General features: G+C 69.1%; 18 protein-coding genes. 12 read left to right on the top strand and 6 right to left on the bottom strand.

Annotated elements, in window-relative coordinates:
• The first annotated feature begins 117 nt into the window (after positions 1-117).
• On the top strand, positions 118-4425 hold the full coding sequence (locus ACFXI3_RS26775; protein WP_378403084.1) for a GH92 family glycosyl hydrolase: 4308 nt from the start codon (positions 118-120) through the stop codon (positions 4423-4425).
• Between the two features lie 318 nt (positions 4426-4743).
• Here the strand turns inward: ACFXI3_RS26775 and ACFXI3_RS26770 are convergent, their stop codons facing one another.
• Complete coding sequence (locus ACFXI3_RS26770) at positions 4744-4956, bottom strand: hypothetical protein (RefSeq protein ID WP_378403082.1); 213 nt, start codon at positions 4954-4956, stop codon at positions 4744-4746.
• A gap of 56 nt (positions 4957-5012) precedes the next feature.
• Between ACFXI3_RS26770 and ACFXI3_RS26765 the strand changes: the two genes are divergently transcribed.
• Genes ACFXI3_RS26765 through ACFXI3_RS26755 form a run of 3 tightly spaced genes read left to right on the top strand, consistent with a single transcriptional unit; the run spans position 5013 to position 10624 of the window.
• Positions 5013-5411, top strand: coding sequence for a GNAT family N-acetyltransferase (locus ACFXI3_RS26765; protein ID WP_378403080.1), 399 nt, complete (start codon positions 5013-5015; stop codon positions 5409-5411).
• Positions 5412-5450: 39 nt separating this feature from the next.
• Complete coding sequence (locus ACFXI3_RS26760; RefSeq protein WP_378403078.1) at positions 5451-8540, top strand: GH92 family glycosyl hydrolase; 3090 nt, start codon at positions 5451-5453, stop codon at positions 8538-8540.
• The gene (locus ACFXI3_RS26755) at positions 8537-10624 is read left to right on the top strand and encodes an FUSC family protein (protein WP_378403076.1); all 2088 of its coding nucleotides are present in this window, start codon (positions 8537-8539) and stop codon (positions 10622-10624) included. Before ACFXI3_RS26760 ends, ACFXI3_RS26755 begins: the two co-directional genes overlap by 4 nt.
• Position 10625: 1 nt before the next feature.
• Here the strand turns inward: ACFXI3_RS26755 and ACFXI3_RS26750 are convergent, their stop codons facing one another.
• A complete protein-coding gene (locus ACFXI3_RS26750; RefSeq protein WP_378403074.1) occupies positions 10626-11573 on the bottom strand; it encodes an aldo/keto reductase in 948 nt (315 codons plus the stop codon).
• A 128-nt stretch (positions 11574-11701) separates the two neighbouring features.
• Between ACFXI3_RS26750 and ACFXI3_RS26745 the strand changes: the two genes are divergently transcribed.
• A complete protein-coding gene (locus ACFXI3_RS26745) occupies positions 11702-13483 on the top strand; it encodes a hypothetical protein (protein ID WP_378403072.1) in 1782 nt (593 codons plus the stop codon).
• Positions 13484-13685: 202 nt separating this feature from the next.
• Here ACFXI3_RS26745 and ACFXI3_RS26740 read toward each other — a convergent pair whose 3' ends face one another.
• Positions 13686-14102, bottom strand: a complete 417-nt coding sequence (locus ACFXI3_RS26740) for a nuclear transport factor 2 family protein (protein ID WP_378403071.1) — start codon at positions 14100-14102, stop codon at positions 13686-13688.
• A 72-nt stretch (positions 14103-14174) separates the two neighbouring features.
• On the opposite strand from ACFXI3_RS26740, the gene ACFXI3_RS26735 reads away from it, so the two are divergent.
• Complete coding sequence (locus ACFXI3_RS26735) at positions 14175-14612, top strand: MarR family winged helix-turn-helix transcriptional regulator (protein ID WP_378403070.1); 438 nt, start codon at positions 14175-14177, stop codon at positions 14610-14612.
• Between the two features lie 38 nt (positions 14613-14650).
• Here the strand turns inward: ACFXI3_RS26735 and ACFXI3_RS26730 are convergent, their stop codons facing one another.
• Complete coding sequence (locus tag ACFXI3_RS26730) at positions 14651-15289, bottom strand: DUF4360 domain-containing protein (protein ID WP_378403069.1); 639 nt, start codon at positions 15287-15289, stop codon at positions 14651-14653.
• Between the two features lie 565 nt (positions 15290-15854).
• Here ACFXI3_RS26730 and ACFXI3_RS26725 point away from each other — a divergent pair.
• The gene (locus ACFXI3_RS26725; RefSeq protein WP_370936952.1) at positions 15855-16844 is read left to right on the top strand and encodes a malate dehydrogenase; all 990 of its coding nucleotides are present in this window, start codon (positions 15855-15857) and stop codon (positions 16842-16844) included.
• 140 nt (positions 16845-16984) lie between these two features.
• On the opposite strand, the gene ACFXI3_RS26720 is transcribed toward ACFXI3_RS26725, so the two are convergent.
• Positions 16985-18046 carry a Gfo/Idh/MocA family protein gene (locus ACFXI3_RS26720; RefSeq protein ID WP_378403068.1) on the bottom strand — a complete coding sequence of 354 codons (1062 nt, stop codon included), beginning with the start codon at positions 18044-18046 and terminating at the stop codon, positions 16985-16987.
• A gap of 92 nt (positions 18047-18138) precedes the next feature.
• Between ACFXI3_RS26720 and ACFXI3_RS26715 the strand changes: the two genes are divergently transcribed.
• On the top strand, positions 18139-18777 hold the full coding sequence (locus ACFXI3_RS26715) for a TetR/AcrR family transcriptional regulator (protein ID WP_378403066.1): 639 nt from the start codon (positions 18139-18141) through the stop codon (positions 18775-18777).
• Here the strand turns inward: ACFXI3_RS26715 and ACFXI3_RS26710 are convergent.
• Positions 18701-19135: a MarR family winged helix-turn-helix transcriptional regulator gene (locus ACFXI3_RS26710; RefSeq protein WP_378403064.1), complete on the bottom strand. Its 435-nt coding sequence runs from the start codon at positions 19133-19135 to the stop codon at positions 18701-18703. The genes ACFXI3_RS26715 and ACFXI3_RS26710 overlap by 77 nt on opposite strands.
• Before the next feature lie 101 nt (positions 19136-19236).
• Between ACFXI3_RS26710 and ACFXI3_RS26705 the strand changes: the two genes are divergently transcribed.
• From ACFXI3_RS26705 to ACFXI3_RS26690, 4 genes are all read left to right on the top strand, one after another.
• Positions 19237-20058: an MBL fold metallo-hydrolase gene (locus ACFXI3_RS26705; RefSeq protein WP_378403062.1), complete on the top strand. Its 822-nt coding sequence runs from the start codon at positions 19237-19239 to the stop codon at positions 20056-20058.
• Positions 20059-20068: 10 nt separating this feature from the next.
• Complete coding sequence (locus ACFXI3_RS26700) at positions 20069-20668, top strand: AAA family ATPase (protein WP_378403060.1); 600 nt, start codon at positions 20069-20071, stop codon at positions 20666-20668.
• 267 nt (positions 20669-20935) lie between these two features.
• Positions 20936-22594, top strand: coding sequence for an SDR family NAD(P)-dependent oxidoreductase (locus ACFXI3_RS26695; protein WP_378403058.1), 1659 nt, complete (start codon positions 20936-20938; stop codon positions 22592-22594).
• Between the two features lie 46 nt (positions 22595-22640).
• Positions 22641-23645: a hypothetical protein gene (locus ACFXI3_RS26690; RefSeq protein WP_378403056.1), complete on the top strand. Its 1005-nt coding sequence runs from the start codon at positions 22641-22643 to the stop codon at positions 23643-23645.
• Positions 23646-23755 lie beyond the last annotated feature (110 nt).

Genomic DNA, 23755 nt, shown 5'->3' with positions numbered 1-23755 from the left:
GTTGTCCGTTTCCGGTCAGGTTTGCGGGGCGGCCTTGACATCGATGTCACCCGCGAGTTGAGCTTCCGGGGCCCCGAGTCCCGATCCCTGATCCCCCCTGACGAACTGGGAGCAATGATGCCCCGAAGCGCCAGACCGTTCCACGTCGTGCTCGCCGCGGCCGTGGCGGCGGCGGGCCTGGTCGTCCTGCCCGCCGCGGCCGGTGCCGCGCCGGGCGAGGCCGCCCCGCCGGACTTCGTTTCTTCGTTCGAGCCGACCGACCCGCAACCGACGCAGGACGCCGTCGACACCGATTCCGCCGGGAAGCCGCGGGCTTCGGGCGTCGACGGCGCGAACGGGACCGCGATCCCCGGCGACATCCGGGGCAAGGTCACCGACATCAGCGCGACCAGCGAGAACACCGGCGGCGGCGAGGTCGCCGCGAACCTGATCGACGGCAGCACCGGCACGAAGTGGCTGTCGTGGGATCCGACCGCGTCGGTGACGTTCACGTTGTCGGAGCCGACGAAGATCACGCACTACGCGGTGTCCTCGGCCAACGACGCGCCCGGCCGCGACCCGCAGGACTGGACACTGCGCGGCTCGAACGACGGGCAGCAGTGGACCGATCTGGACAAGCAGTCGGGCCAGTCGTTCGACAAGCGGTTCCAGCAGAACGACTACAAGCTGTCCGCGCCGAGCGACGCGTACCGGTACTACCAGATGGACGTCACGCGCAATCACGGCGACGACATCATGCAGTTCTCGGAGCTGCTGCTGGCCAACGACGATCCGGCCCCGCCGCCGCTGCCGAACATGCGCAGCGTGGTGGACTCGGGCCCGAATTCGGGCTACACCAACAAGAACCGGGTCGGGTTCACCGGCAAGAAGGCGTTCCGGTACTCCGGGAGCCAGCCCAAGGCCGGGCACGGGTACTCCTACAACAAGGTCTACGACGTCGACATCCCGGTGACCGGGACGACCGAGCTGTCGTACAAGGTGCAGCCACAGTTCGTCGAGGGCGATCTGAAGTACCCGAGCACGAACGTCGCGGTCGACCTCGACTTCACCGACGGCACGCATCTGCGCGATCTCGGCGCGACCGACCAGTACGGGTTCCCGCTGACGCCGGAGGGGCAGGGCGCGAGCAAGGTCCTGTACGCGAACCAGTGGAACCTGGTGCGTTCGGCGATCGGGCGGGTCGCCGCGGGCAAGACGATCGACCGGATCGCGATCGGCTACGACAACGCGAACGGCCCGGCGCAGTTCGCGGGCTGGCTGGACGATCTGAAGATCTCCGCGACGCCGACGCCGCCGGCCAGCACCCGGCCCAGCGACAACGTGCTCACCACGCGCGGCACGATGGCGAACGGCACGTTCTCCCGGGGCAACAACTTCCCGGCGACCGCGGTGCCGCACGGGTTCAACTTCTGGACTCCGGTGACGGACGCGGGTTCGGCGAGCTGGCTGTACAACTACCACTCGCAGAACAACGCGGACAATCTTCCCGCATTGCAGGCGTTCAGCGTGAGCCACGAGCCGAGCCCGTGGATGGGCGACCGGCAGAGCTTCCAGGTGATGCCGTCGGCGGCGAGCGGGGTGCCGGACGCGAACCGCGACAAGCGGGCGCTGCCGTTCACGCACGACAACGAGGTGGCGCGGGCGCACTACTACGGCGTCACGTTCCAGAACGGCATCAAGACCGAGATCGCGCCGGCGGATCACGCGGCGATGATGCGGTTCTCCTTCCCGGGCAACGATTCCAGCCTGATCTTCGACAACGTCAACAACTCCGGCGGGCTCACGCTCGACCCGGCGCACGGCACGCTCAGCGGGTACTCCGACGCGAAGAGCGGGCTGTCCGCGGGCGCCGGGCGGATGTTCGTGTACGCGACGTTCGACAAGCCCGTCACCACCGGCGGCAAGCTGACCGGGCAGAACCGGGACAACGTGACCGGGTATCTGCGGTTCGCCGCGGGTGCGGACAAGACGGTGACGATGCGGATCGCGACGTCGCTGATCAGCGTGGACCAGGCGAAGAAAAACCTGGAGCAGGAGATCGCCCCGAACGCCGGGTTCGACGCGGTGCGGGACGCGGCGCAGCAGGCGTGGGACAAGCAACTCGGCGTGATCGAGGTGCAGGGCGCGTCGAAGGACCAGATGGAGACGCTGTACTCCAACCTGTACCGGTTGTTCTTGTACCCGAACGAGGGTTTCGAGAACGTCGGCACGAAGGAAGCGCCGAAGTACCAGTACGCGAGCCCGGTGTCGCCGAAGACCGGCACGGACACCGCGACGCAGACCGGGTCGAAGATCGTCGACGGCCAGACCTATGTGAACAACGGGTTCTGGGACACCTACCGCACGACGTGGCCGGCGTATTCGCTGCTCACGCCGGACATGGCGGGCAAGATGGTGGACGGTTTCGTGCAGCAGTACCGCGACGGCGGCTGGATCGCGCGCTGGTCCTCCCCCGGTTACGCGGACCTGATGACCGGCACGAGCTCGGACGTCGCGTTCGCTGACGCGTACCAGAAGGGCGTGACGAACTTCGACGTCAAGTCGGCCTACGACGCGGCGCTGAAGAACGCCACGGTGACGCCGCCGAACTCGGCGGTCGGCCGCAAGGGCCTGGACCAGTCGGAGTTCCTGGGCTACACGCCGAACTCGACCGGCGAGGGCTTCTCGTGGGCGATCGAGGGCTACGTCAACGACTTCGGCATCGCGAACCTGTCGAAGAAGCTGTACGACACGGCCGCGGCGAACGACCCGCGCAAGGCGGAGTACCTGGAGAACTACCAGTACTTCACGAGCCGGGCGCAGCAGTACGTGAACCTGTTCGACCCGAGCACCGGGTTCTTCCAGGGCAAGGACGCGAGCGGGAAGTTCACCAAGGCCAAGGCTGATTACGATCCGCGCCAGTGGGGCGGGGACTACACCGAGACCGACGGCTGGAACATGGCCTTCACCGTGCCGCAGGACGGGCAGGGCCTGGCGAATCTCTACGGCGGCAAGGACAAGCTGGGCGCCAAGCTCGACCAGTTCTTCGCCGACCAGGAGACCGCGAACTACCCGGGCAGCTACGGCGGCGTGATCCACGAAATGCGGGAGGCGCGGGACGTGCGGATGGGCCAGTACGGCCACTCCAACCAGCCCTCGCACCACATCCTCTACATGTACGACTACGCGGGTCAGCCGGCGAAGACGCAGGCGAAGGTGCGCGAAGCGGTGTCGCGGCTGTACACCGGCAGCGAGTTGGGCCAGGGCTACGCGGGCGACGAGGACAACGGCGAGATGTCCGCGTGGTACGTGTTCAGTTCGCTGGGCTTCTACCCGCTGCAGATGGGCAGCCCGGATTACGCGATCGGGTCGCCGCTGTTCACCAAGGCGACCGTGCACCTGCCCGGCGGGGACCTGGTGATCAACGCGCCGAAGAACTCGGCGAAGAACGTCTACGTCCAGGGTCTGAAGGTCAACGGGAAGAACTGGACGTCGACGTCGCTGCCGCACGACGTGCTCGCCCACGGCGCCACGCTCGACTTCGACATGGGCCCGAACCCGTCGACGTGGGGCACTGGTGCGGGCGACGCGCCGAAGTCGATCACCACGGGCGACGCGGTGCCGACGCCGCTGCACGACGAGACCGGCCCTGGTCTGGGCACGCTGTCCACTTCGGACGGTTCGGACGCGTCGGCGTTGGTGGACAACACTTCGCGCACGCAGGCGAAGGTGACGGGTGCGGTGCAGTACCAGCTGAAGTCGACGGACGAGGCGGTCACGCACTACACGCTCACCTCCGGCACTGGTGCGGGTGATGCGAAGAGCTGGACGCTGAAGGGTTCGTACGACGGGAAGAACTGGACGGTCGCCGATCAGCAGACCGACCAGTCCTTCCAGTGGCGGCAGCAGACCCGGGCGTTCGCGGTGAAGAACCCGGCGCACTACGCCTACTACCGGCTCGAGGTCACCGCGACCACCGGCGGTCCGGCGACGCTGGCGGAGTTCGAACTGCTGGGCCGCCCGGACGCCTCGTGCGGCAAAACGCTGACCGGCGTGCAGAACGACCCGCTGACCGTGTCGAGCGGTGTGGTGTGTCTGAACGGCGCCACGGTGTCCGGCCCGGTGAACGTGGCGCGCGGCGCTTCGCTGATCGTGCGCGGCGGCCAGATCACCGGTCCGGTGTCAGCGGCCGGTGCGGCGCAGGTGGTGCTGAACCGGACGAAGGTGGCGGGTCCGGTGTCGATCACCGGATCCACTGGGCCGGTGTCGATCGAGCTGACGGACATCTCGGGCCCGGTGAACCTGACGGGGAACCAGGGGCCGTTGATCGCGAGCAGCACTGTGGGCGGGCCGCTGGCGTGTACGGGCAACTCCCCTGCCCCGACGGATCATCAACTCGCCAATACTGTTCGCGGGCCTTCCGCGGGGCAGTGCGCACAGTTCTGATCGGTTCCCGGTAGACAGCCGCAGGCCAGGGGCTCGGATTCGTTCCGGGTTCCTGGCCTGCGGCGTATCGGCTTACTTGTCGGGGCAGTCCGCGTCGGTCCAGGTCGCCGTCAAGTCGCGGCTGACGACCGTGAGGGATCCGCCAATGAAGCCGATCTCGTGGCTGCAGCCGAGTTCGCAGGGCAGGATTTCGTCCAGCGTGACCGGGCCGAAGCCGGTCCAGTCGGCCGGGTCGGGCGTGAGGATGCTGAGCCCGACGTAGCGGATGCTCAGGTCTTCTTCGTGTTTCCAGCAGTCGTGCCGGAAGCCGAGCTGCAGTCAGTCCTCGCCGTCCGCGGTTCCGCGCTGCATCGTGTCGAGCACGAGATCCTTGACGCACCGCGCGCCGTGGAAGTTGTAGTGATCCGGGTCGGCGGCGAATGCTCGCGCGCCGGGAGGAAGCTCGGCCGAGAGCCCGGGCAGCAGGCCGAGATACGCGCGAGGATCGAGGTAGTTGCCCGTCCCGGTCGCTTCCACTCTGACGTGTTTCATCGCCGTGCCAGCTTATTGGCTGGCTCCCGCGCCCGGCCCCGTGGGAGCGTCGGCCCATGAAGATCAACTACTCCTGGCGCGCCACCCTCACCGACGCACAACTGGTCACCCTCACCGAAGCCCACGGCGGCAGCGCGGAACCCGGCTGGTGGGACCGCGCGAAGCAGCACAGCCTCGGCTGGGTCAGCGCGCACGACGGCACCGAACTGGTCGGCTTCGCGAACCTGGCCTGGGACGGCGCGGACCACGCGTTCCTGCTCGACCCGAAGGTCCACGCGGACTGGCAGCACCGCGGCATCGGCACCGAACTCGTCCGCCGGGCGCGCGACGCCGCGAGGGACGCGGGCTGCGAGTGGCTGCACGTGGACTTCGAACCGCATCTCCGCCCGTTCTACTTCGGAGCCTGCGGGTTCACGTCCACCGACGCGGGGTTGATCCGGCTCACCGCGAGCTGATCCGGCACCGCCGGTGCGGGAGCGATTACCGTGGGGGCCGTGACCACGGCTGCGTTCTTCTCCTCGTTCGAAGCGGGCGATCCGCAGCCGGTCGCGGGGGCGCGGGTGGACAGCGGGCCGCGGCGGTCGCCGACCGCGAAGACCGGTGTCGGGTTCACCGGGGCGAAAGCCTTGCGCTACCAGGCCGGGCCGCCCGTGACGCTGTTCGAGGTGGACGTTCCGGTCACTGACCACAGTGCACTGTCGTATGTGGTCTTCCCCGCCTCCGACGGTCCGGTCCCGAGCTACCGCAGCACGCACGTGGCGCTCGACGTCGAGTTCGACGACGGCAGCCGCGCCGGGTTCTCTCCCGAGCCGAAGAAACTCTACGTCGACCAGTGGAACCTGGTGCGCCGTCCGCTGAAAGCGTTCGCGGGACGAAGGGTGCGGCGGATCCTGCTGGCGACAGGCTCCGACGCGACCGGATGGCTAGACGACGTCCGGATCGCCGAGCATCCGCCGCAGCACAACGACCCGGTCGACTGGGTCCGCACGACGCGCGGCACGCATTCCAGCAGCGAGTTCTCGCGCGGCAACACCTTCCCGGCCGCCGCGGTCCCGCACGGGTTCAACTTCTGGACCCCAGTCACCGACGCGCGTGCGCTGAACTGGTTCTACTCCTACCATCGGCACAACGACGCGCGGAACGAGCCGCGGCTGCAGGCGTTCGGGCTCAGTCATCAGCCGAGTCCGTGGATGGGCGACCGGCACACCTTCCACCTGATGCCCGGCGCCGGCCCGGTCGAGCCGGACCGCGTGCGGCGTTCGCTGGCGTTCGGCCACGACGACGAGACCGACCGGCCGCACCATTACCGGGTGCGGTTTCGCACCGGCATCACCGCCGAGATCGCGCCGTCCGAGCACGCGGCGATGTTCCGGTTCGCCTTCCCCGACGGCCGTGGCTGGGTGCTGTTCGACAACGCCCGCAACCGCGGCGGTCTCCGGATCGACGCCGAACGCGGGGTCGTCGCCGGGCACACGTGGGTGCGGAGCGGACTGTCGACCGGCGCGCGGCGGATGTTCGTGTACGCCGAGGCTGATCAACGCCCGGTCGGAGGCGGGCGGATCCGGCGGCCGTTCTGGCGGACGGTGACCGGGAGCCTGGAGTTCGCCGCGCCGGAGGTGACGCTGCGGATCGCGACGTCGCTGATCAGTCTCGCGCAGGCGAAACGGAACCTGACGCTGGAAATCCCGGCGGGCACGACGTTCGACGAGGTGCGAGACAACGCCCGGGAACGCTGGCAGGAGGTGCTCGGGCGGGTCGAACTGGAAGGCGCGTCCGAGGACGAGCTGACCACCTTCTACTCCTGCCTCTACCGCATGTTCCTGTACCCGAACGTCGCGCACGAGAACACGCCGCGCGGCATCCGGCACGCGAGCCCGGTCGTGCGGAGTTTCCGGCCGAGCACGCGGCGGCGCACCGGCGCGAAGGTCGTGGACGGCGAGCTGTACGTCAACAACGGCTTCTGGGACACCTACCGCACCGTCTGGCCCGCGTACGCGCTGCTCGCGCCGCGTCAGTGCGGCCGGATGATCGACGGTTTCGTGCAGCAGTACCGCGAAGGCGGCTGGATCGCCCGCTGGTCCTCCCCCGGCTACGCCGACCTGATGACCGGAACCAGCTCCGACGTCGCGTTCGCCGACGCGTACCTGAAAGGCGTCACGAACTTCGACGTCGAGGCCGCCTACGACGCAGCGCTCAAGAACGCCACTGTCACCCCGCCGCGCGCGGGCGTCGGCCGCAAGGGACTCGACCGCTCCGCGTTCCTCGGCTACACCCCGGCCTCGACGCGCGGCGGCCTGTCCTGGGCGCTCGAAGGCTGCCTCAACGACTTCGGCCTCGCCAATCTGTCCGACGCGCTCGCCCGCGAGAGCAACGGCGCGCGAGCCCGCCGATTCGCCGACAACGCCGTCTACTTCCGCCAGCGCGCCCAGCACTACGCCAACCACTTCGACGCACGCATCGGCTTCTTCCAGGGCCGCGCTCTCGACGGCGGCTGGCGGCACTCGGCTGAAGGATTTGACCCCACGGTGTGGGGCCCGGATTACGTGGAGACCAACGCGTGGAACACCGCGTTCTCCGTGCCGCACGACGGCCCCGGCCTGGCCGCACTTCACGGCGGCGGCAAAGCTCTCGAGGCGAAACTGGACGAGTTCTTCCGGACCCCGGAGACCGGACAGGGCGGCCGGATCCACGAAATGACCGAGGCCCGGGACGTGCGGATGGGCCAATACGGGCATTCCAACCAGCCCTCGCACCACATCCCGTTCGTCTACGCCTTCGCCGGAGCGCAGGCGAAACTGCAGCGCACCGTCCGCGAGGTGCTGCGCCGGCTGTACCTCGGCAGCGAACTCGGCCAGGGCTATCCCGGGGACGAGGACAACGGCGAAATGTCGGCCTGGTATGTCTTCACCGCCCTCGGTCTCTACCCGTTGACCGTCGGCAGCCCGCGGTACGCGGTGTGCGCGCCGCTGTTCCGCTCCGCCACCGTGCACCTCGAGAACGGAAAGGACCTGGTGATCCGAGCACCCCGCGCCGCGAGCGCCGACAGCGAAGCCGACACGCCGTACGTGCACGGCCTGACTGTCGACGGCGAACCGCACCCTTCGGCCACCCTCGCGCACGCGGTCCTCGCGCGCGGCGCGGTGCTGGAGTTCGACGTCCGCGCCGAGCCCGGCGATTGGGGCGCAGAACCGGTCGCCCCGGTCGCCCCCGCGCCGCTCAGCGACCTGACCGGCACCGGGATCGCCGCTTTGACCGACAACACCAGCCGCACCCAGGCCGTCTTCCGCACGCCCAGGCCCACCATCGCCTTCACCACGGAAGGCGAACCGCGCGAAGTCGTCCTCTACACGCTTACCTCCGGCGCCGGCGCGGGCGATCCGCGGGACTGGGTGCTCGAAGGCTCCGACGACGGACACCAGTGGCGGACCCTGGACGAACGCTCCGGCGAAGTGTTCCGCTGGCGGCGCCAGACCCGGCCGTTCGCGCTCTCCGATCCTGCCGCGTGCCGGCACTACCGGCTGCGGGTCCGCGCCTCGACCCGGCGGCATGTCGCCCTCGCCCAGTGGGAGCTGCTGGCCCGATGATCACCGACGTACGCAACGCCTTCCTCGACCGGCTGGCGGCCGCCGACCCCGGTCTCGTCCGGCTCCGGCTCGCCGCGTCGGCGGTGCTCGGCATCGTGATCGCGGTCCTCGCGATGCAGCCGCTGCATTTCCCGCTCACCACCACGCTCGTCGCGGCCATCGCGGCGATGATGAGCGCTTTCACCGTCAACGACGCGACCAGCGGCGGCCAGGCCGTCACGCTGCTGCTGGCGCTCGTGGTCGGGGCCGCGTCGATCACCGCCGCGTGTTTCGGCTCCGCCTACGCGCCGCTCGACAGCGTCGTGTTCGTGCTGCTGATCTTCGTCGCGGTGTACGTGCAGCGGTTCGGCGCGCGCGGCATCGCGCTCGGGTCGATGGCGTTCTTCCTGTTCTTCTTCCCGATGTTCCTGCAGGCGCACCTCGCGCAGGTGCCGCACCTGCTGATCGCGCTGGCAATTGGCATAGCCGCGAACGCGGTCGTGCGGTTCCTTCTCTTGCGCCGCAACGCCGAAAGCGAGCTGATCCGCTACCGGCAGGCGTTCCGCGCACGGCTCGGCGCCGCGGTGCGCGCGACCGAGGCGTACATCTCCTCCGGCGGTTCGGATCGCAGCAACCGGCAGATCCGCACCTCGGTGGAACGGCTGCACGAGGTGGTCCTGCTGATCGAGGACCACGCGCCCGACGTGGTCGACGACCGCCGCGCCGACCAGCTGCGCCGCCGGGTCATCGAGGTGGAGCTGGCCGTGCAGTGGCTGGTGATCACCGTGCGGCGGACGTGCTCGCAGCCGCTGCCCGAGGGCGTCGCGGACGATCTGGTGGCGCGGCTGTCCCGGTTCCGGTCGCTGATGGAACGCGATCCGCGCGATCTGCCGCTGATCAGCCAGACCGGCGAGTACAGCCGGATGCTCGTGGAAGGCAGCCGGATCGACGAACGTGCGCACCCCGGCGACGGAGTCCGCCGCGCGATCGCCGAACTGGCCGTGGCGGACGACCGGGCGCAGCGCATCGCCAGCCTCCAGGAAGGAGTGGACTTCCCCGTCGAAGAGGACGAGGAAGACGAACCGACCAAGGCGTTCGCGTACGACAACCAGACGCGCGGCGCGATCCAGGCCGTGCTGGGCGGTGGGCTCGCCGTCCTGGCCGGGCAGCTGATCTCGCCGCAACGCTGGTATTGGGCGGTGCTGACGGTGTTCGTCGTGTTCATCGGCACGTCCAGCGCGGGCGCGCGGTTCGTGAAAGGCATGCGCCGCACCGGCGGGACGCTGCTGGGGATCGTCGGCGGCGTCGCGCTCGCGCTGCTGGTCAGCGGCAACACGCCGGCGATCCTCGCGCTGCTGCTGGTCTGCGTCTTCGGCATGGTCTACACGGCGCGGGTTTCGCAGTTCCTGATGGCGTTCTTCGTGACGAGCATGCTCGGCCTGCTCTACAGCCTGCTCGGCACGTTCAGCATCGAAGTGCTGTGGATCCGCGTCGCCGAAACCGCGGTCGGCGCGGCGTGCGGGCTGCTCGCCGCCGTGGTGGTGCTGCCGGTCCGCACCCGCGCGGTGATGCTCGACGACATCGCGATCGCGCTGGACGAACTGCACGAGTTCGTCGAATCCGCGGCGACGCTGCTGTCCGGCCGGGAGAACGTGAACATCATCGAGATGTCCCGCGACCTGGACAAGGCGGTCGAGCAGGTGCGGCTGACGATCGAACCGCTCACCCACCCGATCAACCTGCGCAGCGCCCGCCGCGACTACGGCTGGCACGTCCTGACCACGTTGGAGGGCATCGCCTTCCGCGCCCGGCACGTGGCCGCCCGCGCGCAGCCCGGCCAGCTCGCCGGCCCGGTCTCGGAACGATTGGACCAGTTCGCCGGCCGGATCATCGCGAACGTCGACCTCGTGCACGAAGCGGTCGGCAACCCGGGAAGCACGCGGCTGCGCAAGCTCGTCCGCGACGACGGCACCCCGGTCGCCGACCGGATCGACGAGGCCGAAACCCGCGCCGTGCTGTCCAGCATGAGCCACCTCGACGAGGGACTCATCGCGCTCGGCCGCGTGCTGGGCGTCGGCGCACAGGACCCGCCGCGCCACAGCTGACCTACGCGGAGGCGGCGTCGAGGATCCGCAGCTCGTCGTCGTTCAGCTCCACGTCCTGCATCGCGACCAGCGCCGGAACCTGCTCGACCGTGCGCGCGGACGCGATCGGCGCGGCCACCGTCGGCTGCCGCGCGAGCCAGGCCAGCGCGACCGTCGCCATCTCCGCGCCGCGCGCCTTCGCGACCTCTTCCAGCGCCGCCAGCACCTTCACGCCGTGCTCGGTGTCCGCGTAGCCGCCCGCGAGACCGGGCATGTTGCGGATGTTGTCCACCTGCTGGCCGGGCCGGTACTTGCCGGTCAGGAACCCCGACGCCAGACCGAAATACGGGACGCAGGCCAGCCCGTGCCGCTCCACGATCCCCCGCCGCTCGCTCTCGTACTCTCGCGCGACGAGGTTGTACTTCGGCTGCAGCGCGACATACTTCGCCAGCCCCTCGCGGTCGGAGAACTCCAGCGACGCGGCGAGCCGTTCCGGGCTGATGTTCGACGTCGCGATCGCGCGGACCTTGCCTTCCTTCACCAGCTCGTCGAGCGCGGCGACGATGTCCCCGACCGGAACGGACTCGTCGTCGAAATGCGTGTAGTACAGGTCGATCCGGTCGGTCCCCAGCCGCCGCAGCGATTCCTCGGCCGCGGCCTTGATGTTCGCCGGAGCGAGCCCCTTGAACTGCGGGCTGTCCCCGACCTTCGTCGCGACCACCACGTCGTCCCGGTTGCCGCGCGCGGCGAGCCACCTGGCGATGATCGTCTCGGACTGCCCGGGCTCGTTGCCCGGGAACTGATAGATGTACGAATCGGCGGTGTCGAGGAAGTTCCCGCCCGCCTCGGCGTAGGCGTCCAGCACCGCGAACGACGCCGTTTCGTCGGCGGTCCAGCCGAACACGTTCCCGCCGAGGCACAGCGGGGAGACGGCGAGGTCGGATGAGCCCAGAGTGCGAAGTGCGACCATGATCGCATTCAAGCACTCCCGGCCCCGGGAATGCCCGCGACGGCGGGAAATTCTGCCCGCCCGTACCGGGCCCGGCCGCGCAGCTGGCAAGATCTTCCTTCTCGGACAGCTTTCTGGGGAGGCAGCTGATGAGAAGACCGGCCGTCGACGATCCGCTCTGGATCGGGCAGTACCGGGTGCTCGCGGAGGTGACTCGGGACGAGACGACCCGGGTGCTGCTCGGCAGCGGGCCGGACGACCGGCTGGTCTCGCTCACGCTGGCGAACCGGCAATCCGCCGAAGCCGCGGCGTTGAGCGCGGTGCTCGAGGCCGATCCGGACGCGGCCCTGCCTTGGTGGGCGCAAGAGTTCGTGCCCGGCCCCTCGCTGCGGGACGTGGGCGACACGCTGCCCGAACCGGCGGTGCTCCGGCTGGCCGCCGGAATCGCGGCCGACTTGACCCAGCTCCACAGCGCCGGCCTCGCGCACGGACAACTGACACCGTCGCACGTCCGGCTCACCAGCAGCGGAGCAAGGCTCATCGCCCGCGCAACCGGCGACGACCCGGCCGACGACCTGTTCGCGCTTGGCACGCTCCTCGCCGCGCAGTCCGCGCTTCCCGAGGCGCTCCGCCCGTGTCTCGCGGAAAACCCGGCCGACCGGCCCACCGCCGCCGAACTCCTCGAAGCAATCGGGCCGTCGGCCGAGCCGTGGCCGCCCGCTGTCGAGAAGCTCATCGCCGAGCGCACCGCCGAACTGGCCCAGTTCCTCGACGGCCAGCCGGCACCGCAGAACGACTCAGTGATCTACCAGGTCTCGGAAACCCCGACGCCTCCGCGACGTCCGGTGCCACGCCGGGGAATCCTGATCGGCGCGCTCGCCCTGGTGATCGCCGGACTGGCCGCCTGGCTCGCCTGGCCGGACACGCCCGCACCGGAAGCGCTCCCGCCCGCACCCCAGCCGCCGCTGGTCGAATCGGGATTCCTCACCGCTCGCGAGCACCCTCAATATCTCAGGTTCAATCACGACGGCCGACTCCTCGCGACATCGAACGCCGACTTCACTATCGACGTCCTCGACGTCGTGACCCGCAAACCGGTCGGCCCGCGCCTCGGCCCTTTCCCCGACTCCACCGATGCCGGCGCGGCTTTCCGCCCCGACGGCATAGCCCTGGTCGCCTCAAGGGTCAAAGACCACACCTTCACGGCGCAAACCTGGGATCCGCGAACCGGCCGGGAAATCGGTGCACCCCTCGTGCTCGAGAACATCGACCGCGACGGCAGCTGGCCCGCCCTCAGCCCCGACGGCAGCGTCGCGGCGGTGCCGATGACCTCCCCGCGCCGGCTCGAACTGTGGCGAGTCGCCGACCGCACCCGCATCGGCAGCGTCGAAACACCGGAGGCTTTCCGGAACTCGGAGTTCAGCCCCGACGGGCGCACGCTCGCCGTCTACCAGTGGGACGGCCACTCCGCCCACCCCAGCCAGCTCGGCCTGTGGGACACCGCTTCGCTCCGGATGCGGGGAAACCCCATCGCCCTCAGCGAAACCGAGCAACTCTGCTGCCTCGCCTTCCGGCCCGACAGCCGGACGCTGATCGCCACAGCCAGCGGCTCGGCCAGCTCGGCTCCGAAGGTGCGGCAGTGGGACACCGCCACGCACGACGAGATCCGCCCGGCCTTTTCCCTCACGCAGGACCCCGGCAACGGGGAAATGCAAGGGGCGTTCGCCATCATCGCCATCCCCGGGCTGGACGACCAGCATCTCATCGCGATCGCGACGGGCACCGTCACGGTCCGGGGCCTCGACGGCAAGCAGGACGGAGCCGGTATCCCCGGAGTCTTCAGCCTCGCAATCAGCCCGGACGGCAAAACTCTCGCCACCACGTCCGGTTCGACAGCGGACACGACCGTGCACCTGTGGCGGAAACCCTGACCCCGCACCGATCCGGAGCCGCTGCCGCAGCGAGCGAACACTGCGGCAGCCGCCGCCGGTCCGTGAAGGTGCCCTCCACGGACCGCCCCTCCGGGCACACCCACCGCGGGGCTCTTCAACGAGGCAAACTTCGCCCAACGACGCGAGATTGCAGTGCTCCGTCACATCTCTCCCGGCGCACCCCGCATTGCCACCCCCCAGATCAGCGGGCAAAAGCAGGCGGCGCACCCATCGGACTGAGGTGCATCCCCGCGATCCGCCACCCGCCTTCGTCGCGGACAAGCACATGCGTCGCCCGGAACGTGCCGTCGACGCGGTTCCCCTGATGAGTCGCTTCCTGATCGTGCACGCCGATCGCGATCGCCGTGTCCCCGTGCACGCGCACCTCGACGTCACGCCAATCCAGCCGCAGCGTCGCCAGCGCGCCGGACTGGTAGCGGCCCAGCCACTGCGCCCGGTCCAGCACGAATCCGAGCGGCCCGACGAGCCGGAATTCGTCGGCGACCATGCCGCCCAGCGTGTCCGTGTCGCCCGCGACCTCGGCGGCGGCCCAGCGTTTGCCCAGTTCAGCGATCTCCGCGGTGTCCATGATGCCCTCCAGCGCCCGTTGATGAGACACCAAAAACGTTAGACATCTAATCGTTCGTCGTCAAACGGTTAGAGTTCGACGAGCCTGCGGTACCGTCTCCCCGTGCCCCGACCCGCCACGCCGCCGCTCGGCGTCCTCCTCGCCCGCACCGCCAAGACCGCGGGCCAGGCGTTCGACCGCGCACTGGCCGAGGTCGGCGGATCGCAACCGGTCTGGCAGATCCTCATCGCGCTCAAAACCCGCCGGCACGCCAGCCAGCGCGAACTCGCCGACGCCGTCGGCATCCAGGGCGCGACCCTCACCCACCACCTCAACGGCATGGAGACCGCCGGCCTGCTCACCCGCACCCGCGACCCGGAAAACCGGCGCGTGCACCAGGTCGAGCTGACCGAATACGGCGAACGGACCTTCCACCGCCTCGCCGACGCCGCGATCGCGCACGACAAGCGGATGCGCCGCGGGTTCACCGACGACGAGATCGCAACACTGGCCGCATTACTGGGCAGGCTCACGGAAAACGTGACGCAGACGGACCCGTGAGCGTCCGAGGAAGCGCTCACGGGCCCGAGTCCGCACAGCTACCGAGTTGACGGGCACTGCTTCCAGGCGAAGTGGTAAACCGTCTGGACGCTGCCGTCCGTCGAGTCCATCGTCAGGAAGCTCGTCGTCTTTGCCGGGTCCGAAGAGCCAGCGTACGCCCGCAATTCCGTGTTGATGTTCAGGTTGCGTTCCTGGCCGCACGGTTCATAGATAATCGCGTCGATGTCAGTCTGATCCGAGAACTGCCAGTCATTGTCGTAGAATCCGTCCAGCCGATGCGTCTCGTACGCGGTCGGCGAATTTCCCTGGAAATAGTAGTTCGCGCGTTCCACGCCGTACGCACCCTTTTCGAGGTGCCCGAATCCGCGGTAGTCCGCCGAGGCGATTCCGTACGTGAAGCCCTGCGGCACGTGCACGCGAAGGCCGATCTGGCAGTTCTTGCGGAAGTCCGTCGGCTGCGCGCCGACGCCCACCTGGGCGGTGTATTGGCTGTAGGTGACGGTGAAAGCCGTGTTGTCCGCCGAAACCGATACCGCGGCCGTGTCCGGCGGGCAGCCGGTCCCGTTCACGGTCGCGACGTCGATGATAATTTTGTCCGGCGGAGGATTCTGCGGCCAGGAATGCGGGGTAATAGTCGAGGAGAGCGCCACAAGCGCAGCGGCCATTGTGGTAAGCATGGGTTCCTTCCCATTACTTCCGGGGGTGGGGGGTTTCGACAGGGTAGCGCGAGAACTACTCATCGAGTCCCACTGAATGGAGCAACGTAACTGCTTAGCTGCGCACAGCAACGTGTTAACAAACCGTTGACAAAAGCTATTATGGACAATTGACGAATCAACAAAAAAGATAGAAAAATACACGACGCAGAACCACCGGACCCGGCTGGTCCGGACAACCCGGCGAAAATACGCCCGAAAACCGGGGCAATTGGGACAGTTCAAGCCTCGCCCCGCACTGCGCGCCGGCCCTGGCTTCCGGCGCGATTCGGCGGCTCGCGCCCGCACCACAGCCCACCACGGGCTCCGCTACCGAACTCCGCGGCATCGGGTCCGCGCCGCCCGCAACGAGATCGTGATCTTAAGTTACGCCCTTCGGCGCGCGACTTAAGGCGGATGACAGACAGCTCGCACCGGCCCGCGAACGTGACCTTGACTACCGTGACTGGACGCACCCGGACGGCGCCCGCCGGTAGGGCTAGCATCCTCGGTACTAGCCAAAGTCGTCTCAAGCTGGAGAAGCGCAATGACCCAAGCCCCTGTCAACGTCACCGTCACCGGTGCGGCCGGCCAGATCGGCTACGCGCTGCTGTTCCGCATCGCGTCCGGTCAGCTGCTCGGCGCCGACACCCCGGTGAAGCTGCGGCTCCTGGAGATCCCCCAGGCGGTCAAGGCGGCTGAGGGCACCGCGATGGAACTGGACGACGGCGCGTTCCCGCTGCTGGCCGGCATCGACATCTTCGACGACCCGAAGCAGGCCTTCTCCGGCACGAACATCGGCCTCCTGGTCGGGGCCCGCCCCCGCAGCAAGGGCATGGAGCGCGGCGACCTGCTCGAGGCCAACGGCGGCATCTTCAAGCCCCAGGGCGAGGCGATCAACGCCGGCGCGGCCGACGACATCCGCGTGCTGGTGGTCGGCAACCCGGCCAACACCAACGCCCTGATCGCCCAGTCGCACGCCCCCGACGTGCCCGCCGAGCGCTTCACCGCGATGACCCGCCTCGACCACAACCGCGCGCTGGCCCAGCTGGCCAAGAAGCTGAACGTGGCCGTGACCGACCTGAAGAAGGTCGCGATCTGGGGCAACCACTCGGCCACGCAGTACCCGTCGGTGCAGCACGCCGAGGTCAACGGCAAGAACGTCGCCGAGACCATCAACGACCAGGCGTGGCTCGCCGACACCTTCATCCCGACCGTCGCCAAGCGCGGCGCCGCGATCATCGAGGCCCGCGGCCTCTCCTCGGCCGCGTCCGCCGCATCGGCCGCGATCGACCACGTCTACACCTGGGTCAACGGCACCGCCGAGGGCGACTGGACCTCGGCCGGCGTCGTCTCCGACGGCTCCTACGGCGTCCCGGAAGGCCTCATCTCCTCCTTCCCGGTCACCGCGAAGGACGGCAAGTACGAGATCGTGCAGGGCCTGGAGATCGACGAGTTCTCCCGCCCGCGCATCGACGCCTCCGTGGCCGAACTGGCCGAGGAGCGCGACGCGGTCCGCAAGCTGGGCCTGATCTGAGGTTCGTTTTCCGCGATGGCCGCCCCGGTTCCGGGGCGGCCATCGTTCGTTCTTGACGTCTCTGCGAGGTCTGAAGTAGCGGGTTCGCTGAGGCGTCTCGCGACGGTGCTGTCTTTACAGATCGCCCGCCGTATAGGTCGTTATACAGTTGAGAGTAGTTCGTGCAGCCGGCGGGCGACGCCGAAGTCGGGCACCGTCCGCGTGCCGTCGCGAAGATCCGCCGCCAGCTGTTCGTAGACCCGGCCCACGTTCGCCGCCTGGATCGGCGATTCGCCGGCCTCGCTCACCGGAACCACCGTCCACTCCGGACTCTCCGGGCGCGACAAGCGCAACTCCAGCCTGCCGATCTGCAGCTGCGCCGCCCACGGATCGGTCTCCGGTGCGGAAGTCAGCGCGAGATTCCCTTCGGCGCCCAGGATCTCGATCCGCGTCCGGGGTGTCGCCGCTTCCCCGTCGTGCAGATGGACGGACACCACTGCCCCGCCGTCGAGCTCGGCGTGCGCTAGGAAATGGTCCGGAGCCGTGACCTCGATCGGCTCCCCCGTCTCGGCGACGCGATGCGAGCCGTTGCTGATCGCGGTCCTGGCGGTCAGCTCCCGGATCGGCCCGAGCAGGTGCTGCACCAGATCCAGCGTGTGCCCGCCGAGGACTTCGACCAGCCCCGCCCCGGCCCGACGGTCGTAGGTGTAAGCCGTCCAGCCAGGGACGTCACGCGTGTTTCCCTTGCTGCGCGAGCTGTACACGGTCGCGGACTGCACCGTGCCGATCTCGGCGATCATCTCCCGGGCTCGGCGGATGGCCGGCGAGAACCGCGCCTGCAGACCCACCGCCGTGTGCACCCCGGCCCGCTCCCCCGCGGCCGCTAGCGCGGCGGCTTCGTCTGCGGTCGTCGTCAACGGCCACTCGCAGTAGACGTGTTTGCCCGCCTCCAGCGCGGCCGTCACCAGCTCCACATGCGCGGGCACTTTCACCGTGACGACAACCAGGTCAACGTCCGGATGCTCGGCAAGACTTCGGGCATCGGTGAAGGCGTGCCGCGCGCCGAAGCGGGTGCGAGCTTCTTCCGCACTGCTGGGGCGAGTCGTCGCGACCGCGGCGAGAGAGAAGTCGGGCGACGCGGCGATCGCGGGAATGTGCGCCCGCCCGGCCCAGCCCCGGTCCGGGTTCGCGCCGAGGATTCCGACGCCGATCGGCTTGGTCAAGTCCCCACCTCCAGTAAGCGGGTCAAGGTGTTCCGCTTCCGTCAAGCTACCAGAAACGGAACAGCGTGACCCGCTTGGTTTAGACTGCGGGAATGCCGGACTCCGCCGTCGCAGCACTGCTCGCCCGAGGCCAACCGCGCGCGGACGCCCAACGCAACGTCGAGCGGCTGGTTGCGGCCACCCGCGAGGCACTGAACGAACTCGGGCTCGCGGTCACGACGCGCGACATCGCGCAGCGCGCGGGCGTCGGCCTCGGCACGCTGTATCGGCGCGTGCCGTCGCTGGACGCCCTTCTGGCGGCGATCCTCGCCGACACCATCGACGAGATGACCGACCGCGCCGCACACGCCCTCGACTCCCCCGACGCGTGGCAGGGATTCGCCGAGTTCGCCGAAAGCTACGTCCAGCTACGCGCGTCCAGCTGCGGACTGCACGACGCGCTGTCCGGCCGCGGCGAACGGCTTGACCTGGAGCCGCGCATCACCCGGCTGCGGCGAGCGATGCGGCAACTCGTTCAGCGCGCCCAAAAAGCAGGCGTGCTCCGCGCCGACCTCGACTGGCGGGACGTCCCGTTCGCCCTCGCCACCGCGATCCCGCCCGGCCACACGATCGGACTCGTCCCGGGCGACGACCAGTGGCGGCGGAATCTCCGCATCATCCTCGACGGCCTGCGCCCGGCACGATCGCTTGCTCCAGAAGCCCCCGCAGCACCCGCTGTTCCTTCGGATTGAGCCCGGCCAGCGGCGAGTCCCGGGTCAGCAGTTCGAGCAGCCGCTCCCGCAACGCCGCGCCGTCCGCGGTCAGGACGAGATGCTTGGCGCGCCGGTCGGTCGGGTGCGCGCGACGCTCGATCAGGCCTTGTTTCTCCAGCTTGTCGACGACGAACGTGGCGTTCGACGGCTCGCAGCTCATCCGCTCAGCGAGTTCGCGCATGGTCATCGGGCCGGTCAGCTCGCGCAGCGCGGTCGCCTGCGCGGCGGTCAGCCCCAGCGTCACGGCGCGCTCGCGGACGTGGTCGGCGATCTGCTGCGCCAGCCCGTTCACCAGGCCGCACAGCTCTCGTTCGGCGATCGCCTGAGGTTCCGTCATGACGCCATCCTAGCAACTCCATCAAGTCAGCATATTTAAAGCTTGAATGTTTTTAGCTTGATGCTTATGGTCGGAGAAGACCGAGGGAAGGGAACGAAACCGTGCTCGACGACCGACTGCGCCAGCCCGCGCTGCTCCAGACCATGCACCTGGGCGAGACGAAGGTGTCCTTTGTGCCGGACGGGGCTGCGCAAGGAAATCCGCGGCTGTGGCTGCCCGACAGCACTGCCGAGACCTGGGCCGAGCGCCTGGAGTACTTGGACGACGACGGCTACCTCGTCGCCAGCATCGGCGGTCTCCTCGTGGAACGCGACGACCGGGCGTTGCTGATCGACGCCGGATTCGGGCCGCAGTCGGTGCCCGCCGAGCCGGGCGCACCGAACGGCCTCCTGTACGGAGGCGCACTGCCCGACAATCTGGCTGCGCTCGGGCGAAAGCCGGAAGACATCGAGGCAGTGGCGTTGACGCACTTGCACTCGGACCACATCGGCTGGGCATCGCAGCCCACCGCGTTCACCCAGGCCGAATTTCTGGTGCCGGAGCCAGAATGGGCGCAGCGCGAAGCGTCCGCAGAGATCGATGCGCTGGCCCCGCAGGTCCGCACGGTCCAAGACGGCGAGGAGGTGTTTCCCGGCGTGCAGGTTCGCTTCGCGGCCGGGCACACTCCAGGACACTCCGAGTACGTCATCGCGGCCGGCGGGCAGCGGCTGATCGCGTTCGGCGACGCGGCCCATTCCCCGGTGCAGATCGAAAATCCCGACTGGTCCTGCGTGTACGACCACGATCGGGTCGAGGCCGCCAGCCACCGCCGGAAGCTCGTCGCCGAACTCGCCGAGCCCGGCACGATCGGCTTCGGGAACCACTTCGCCGACGTCGTCTTCGGGCACGTCCGCGACGGCCGCTGGCATCCGCTCGACCGCTAGGCTCGGCCGGATGGCCCGGCTGATCCACCTCAACGGCCCGTCCGGCATCGGGAAGTCCACCGTCGCGCGGCGCTACGCCGATCTCCACCCCGGCGTGCTCGCCCTGGAGGCCGACCAGGTGGTGACGATGATCGGCGGCTGGCGGACCGCGTTCTGGGACACGCTGCCCGCCGCGCGCCGGCTCGCGCTCGCCATGGCGGAAACCCATCTGCGGGCCGGGCACGACGTGGTCATGCCGCAGTTGGTCACGCGCATCGAGCAGGCCGAGCGGTTCGAGGAGGCAGCCCGCGCGGCCGGTGGCGAGTACGTCGAGATCATGCTCGCCGCGCCTCGGCCGCAGGCGAAGGCCCGGTTCGCCGCGCGCGGCGACCACGCGGCCGCCGACGCGATGGCCGAATTGGGCGGGCCGGTGCTGCTCGACCGGATCCACGACCACGTCGCGGAGTACCTCCCGCTCCGTCCACAGTGCACAGTGCTGGACACCGAACACCTCGACCCGGACGAAACGTGCACGCGGGTCGCGGCAATTGTTGCCCGCCGAGCAGCGGCGGAGGCACCGAGTGCACGGAACGGGGACCAAACGGGAAACCCGCCGCCCAGCCCGGCCTGAGGGCGGTATATGTCGAGGAGTGCCAGGACACAGAGCCGACGCGGTCCGGCCGCCGTTCGCCGGGCGGACCGCGTGCACCCTCGCCGACGCCAGGGTGCGCCCGCGGACCGGATTCGAGTCCACGGCTGTTCCGGAAATCGCGGCTGATTCCAGCGCCATCCCGCTTCTCCGCAGCGGACAGCCCACCGGAATCGCACCGCTCTTCCGCTTCGACGGCCCGGCATTCCTCGATCCGTTCCCGCGCACGTCCCTCCGGAAGAGACTCCCATGCCCGAACCCGCCGCCAGCACGGACTTCCCCGCGCCACCCTGGCTGCTCAGCGCGACCGACAGCGTCGCCCTGCGCGCCCTCGCCGCGGGCCTTCTCGACAGCACAGCGTCCGACCTCGACCTCGCCTACAGCCTCGCGACCCGCGCTCCGCTGGCGCACCGCGTCCTGGTCCCGGCTGGGGATCGAGCGGCCCTGGAAGCAGTCGCGAGCGGCGAAACGGCCGGGCAACCGGTGTCTGGACAACCCCGGCTGACCTTCGTCTCCCGCGGCACCGAACTCCCGCCCGGCAGGGAAACCGAGTTCTTACAACGGTTTCCGCTGTTCGCCGAGACCTTCGACGCGATGTTCGGCGACTACCACGACCGTCTCTTCGCTTTCCAGGCCGCGCTGTGCCGTCTGCTGGAATCCTGGGGTCTCTACCCCGAGGCGGTCGCCCGGGTGACCAAGCAGCCCTGGGACGACACCAGCCTCGTCCTGGACCTCACGCCGGCCTCCGTTCAAGACCTCCTCGCCGAGGTCGGGCGGCTGTACACCGCGGGCATCCCGGTCGCCTGGAACGCGGTCTTCTCCGGCAGCGGCGCCCGGCAGGTCGACCTGCCCGCCGAAACCATCCTTTACCGCCCTGAGTGGGTCCCGGTCCCGGCCAAGCCCGGCGCAGCCGAAATCCTCGAAATCCCGGCCAGCACCGACCTCCACTCCCTCACCGCCCACACCCTGCGCGCACTGCAGAACCGCGAAGACCGGCTCGTCGTCACCACCGCTGGATCCGGCCCGGTGAACGCTGCGGTCTGGGGTTTGGTCGTCGCGGCAGCCGCCGAATACCCAGGCGAGATCACCGCCGTCGATCTCGACGCACCGACGCCCGTCGCCGAGATCCTCGACCTCGTCGGCGGCAACACAGAACCCCAGCTCGCCCTCCGCAACGGAGTCCCGCACGCCTTCCGGATCCGCCCGGCCACAGTCCGAACCGCCCGGCCCATCGCTCCGTCGGGCACCGTCCTCATCACCGGCGGCACCGGCAGAATCGGTGCGCTGCTGGCCGAACACCTCGTCACCGAGCACAGCGTCCGGCACCTCGTGTTGGCGAGCCGCAGCGGCCCCGCCGCGCCCAACGCCGAGCATCTCCAGAACCTCGACGCGGACGTCCGCATCGCAGCCATCGACGTCGCCGCCCCGGGGCAGGTCGAAAGCCTCATCGCTTCCTGCAACCCGCCGCTGACCGCCGTGATCCACTGTGCCGCCGTCTTCGACGACGCTGTTCTCGCGGAGCAGGCCCCCGAACGCCTCGACCCGGTGCTGCGCGCGAAAGCCGACTCCGCCTGGATCCTCCACGAAGCCACCAAACACCTGCCGTTGTCGGCGTTCGTGCTTTTCTCCTCCGTCGCTGGAGCGCTCGGCGAAGCCGGACAAGCGAACTACGCCGCCGCCAGCCGGTTCCTCGACGCCCTCGCCGTACACCGGCGTGCGAAAGGCCTGCCAGCCGTGTCGATCGCGTGGGGCCGTTGGGATCCCGCCGTCTTCGACGCCGCCCTCGGCAGCGAAGAACCGGTCGTTATCGGCCCCGGCCCCGTCCTGGCCCCGCCGCGCGCCGCAGAGCCTTGCCCGCCCGAAGGAACTTTTCCGAGACTGCTGACGAATACCCCGGCCGGAAGATGACATCCGTCATCGGGTCCGTTCCCGGTGCGCCGCAATACTCGATCCCATGAACAAGATCCGGACCGCTGCCGCGGCCGCCGCCCTCGTCGCGGGATTCTCCGTGCTCGCCCCTGCCGCCGCCGACGCCACGACCTCGCCCCTGACCTTCGGCATCTACCCGGGCGGATACGCGGGAGGCGGTTCGACCACCGGCAAACCCGACAATCCGGCGAAGATCCGGAAAGCGCTGGCGCAGCTGCAATCCGGACGCCAGCCGTTCCTGCTGCGCGACTACCGCGGCTGCGGCAGCGCCTTCCCCGACGACGAAACGCAGTACCTCGCCCCGGGCCGCCGGCTGGACGTGGTGCTCAGCTACTCCGGCGAAAGCATGCCGGAATGGCAGACCTGCGTGGAGAACACGGTGCACCGCTACGGCCCGGTCGCCGACACGATCTCGGTGACCCTCGAACAGAACGTGTTGCCCCAGCCGAACGGCGACACCGCCCTGGTGCAGGGTGTGATCGCCGGCAAGAAGACGGCCGACCGCGACGGGTTCGACCGGCTGCAGATCGGCTTCGACGAGGTCGCCTTCACCAAGCCGTTCACCCAGTTCTGGCAGCACCTCGCGCAACTCGGCGGCGCGGAGTTCAGCCGCTCGGTCGGTTTCGTCGGCATCGACCTCTACCCGGACGCCGGGCTGCCCGGCATCCCGCCGCAGGCCGACCTCGCCGGATTCGTCCACCAGACCCTGCACAACGTCCGCACCCAGGAGATGCCGATCGCCGGCCTCGGCCGCGACGTGCCGATCCGCGTGTCGGAGAACGGCTGGGCGACGCACACCGCCGAGCGCACGCCCGCCGGCCAGGCCCGCGCGCTCACCACGGAAATCCTCGCGATCAACCAGGACCGCGTCACGGAAAACGTGGCCAGCTACGAGATGTTCGACCTGCGCGACGACGTCACCGGCTCCCCCAGCCCGTTCGACAACTTCGGCCTGATGACCGACGACTACACCCCGAAGCCGATGTACTGGCTGTACCGCGGCCTGGTCTCGGCCCTCGGCCGTCATTGAGTTCTTTTGCTGTGAACGAGAGCCGGGGGGGTGGGGGGGTATTTGAACGAGCGCCCCCCGCGATAGGTTGTTTTTATAAAAAAAGACCACAAATAAGTGCGTGACGTAGA

Source organism: Amycolatopsis sp. NPDC059235 (genome assembly GCF_042754125.1).
Taxonomy (GTDB): Bacteria; Actinomycetota; Actinomycetes; order Mycobacteriales; family Pseudonocardiaceae; genus Amycolatopsis; species Amycolatopsis albidoflava.
This window is presented reverse-complemented; position numbering and strand designations above follow the sequence as displayed.